Annotated in this window: 1 protein-coding gene; it reads left to right on the top strand. The window is 68.5% G+C overall.

Features of this window, described 5'->3' with window-relative positions:
• Nucleotides 1-246 precede the first annotated feature (246 nt).
• Nucleotides 247-1,467, top strand: a complete 1,221-nt coding sequence (locus tag EBO15_RS43375) for an IS110 family RNA-guided transposase (protein WP_122200209.1) — start codon at nucleotides 247-249, stop codon at nucleotides 1,465-1,467.
• Nucleotides 1,468-1,494: the final 27 nt, after the last annotated feature.

Here is a 1,494-nt window from a genome sequence, read left to right as displayed (position 1 = left end):
CCTAATGGGAGCTGCCGGGTCGGGTTGTGATGCCAGACTCGGTGCCTGGTAGCCGCCGGCGAGTGAACACTCTCGTGTCCAGGACCTGGAGTCCTTGGGTCAGATCGTGTCCTCGCTGGTGGTCAGGGGCTGTTGATCGCTGATGGGATGTCGTGCCCGCCGGTTGTCGGCGTGAGTACTGGTCCATTAGGTCGCCGACGCGCTCCTGCGGGTTGCTGCGTTCCGTTGTCGATCTTGGGGGCTGGTGTGCTGTTCGTCGGGGATGACTGGGCCGAGGGCCATCACGATGTCGAGGTGGCCGACGAGGCCGGGAAGGTGTTGAAGCGGGCTCGGCTGGCCGATGGGACGGCCGGGATCGCCCGGTTCCACGAGCTGGTCGGCCGGTATGCGGGGGAGGACGCCGAACCCGGTGATGTGCTGGTGTGCATCGAGGTCGACCGGGGGCCGTGGGTGCGGGCGCTGGTCGCGGCCGGGTACCGGGTGTTCGGCGTCGATCCGAAGCAGGCGGCGCGGCACCGGGAGATCCTGGGGTCCTCCGGCGCGAAAAGTGACAAGGGCGACGCCCATGCCCTGGCGGACATGGTCCGGACCCGCCGTCACCAGTTGCGCCAGGTCGCCGCCGACTCCGAGGTGGCCGAGGCGGTGAAGGTCGTCACCCGCGCTCATCAGACGCTGATCTGGGAGAGGACCCGGCACATGCTGCGGTTGCGGGTGGCGTTGCGGGACTACTTCCCCGCCGCCCTGGCCGCCTACAAGCCCCTGGGCCTCACTTCGGAGGCGGTGCTGAGGCTGCTGGTCAAGGCTCCCACCCCGCAGGCCGCGGCGAAACTGACGACCGGGCAGATCACCGCGTGCCTGAAGGGCCGCCGGGACGTCCCCGCCAAAGCGGCCGCGATCCAGGAGGTGTTGAGAGCCGAACACCTCGGCCTGGCCCCGCTGGTCACGACCGCCTACGCCGCGACCGTGAAATCACTGGCCGCGATCATCACCGTCCTGAACGCTGAGATCAAGACGCTCCAGAGCGAGGTGGAGGCCCATTTTGGCCGGCACCCGGACGCTGAGATCATCCTCTCCCAACCCGGGATGGGTGCGATCCTCGGCGCCCGGGTGCTCGCCGAGTTCGGAGACGCCCAGGGCCGGTACGCCTCGGCCAAGGCCCGCAAGAACTACGCCGGAACCTCACCGATCACCCGGCAGTCCGGCAGGACACGGGTCGTCCAGGCCCGGTTCGTCCACAACGACCGGCTGGTCGACGCCCTCCACATGCAGGCGTCCTGCGCCATCCTCCACGACCCGCACGTCCGCGCCTACTACGACCAGCTCAAAACCCGCGACATCAGCCACAACGCCGCCCTCCGCCAGGTCGGCAACCGCCTGGTCGGCATCCTCCACGGATGCCTCAAAACCCACACCACCTACGACCAGGCAACCGCCTGGTCACACCACCACCACGACCTCGCCGCTTGACATCCAACCTCCAGGGATGTCTGACCC

Source organism: Actinomadura harenae (assembly GCF_003696215.1).
GTDB classification, from domain to species: Bacteria; Actinomycetota; Actinomycetes; order Streptosporangiales; family Streptosporangiaceae; genus Spirillospora; species Spirillospora harenae.
The sequence above is the reverse complement of the archived record's forward strand: the minus strand, read 5'-3'. Positions and strand labels throughout refer to the sequence as shown.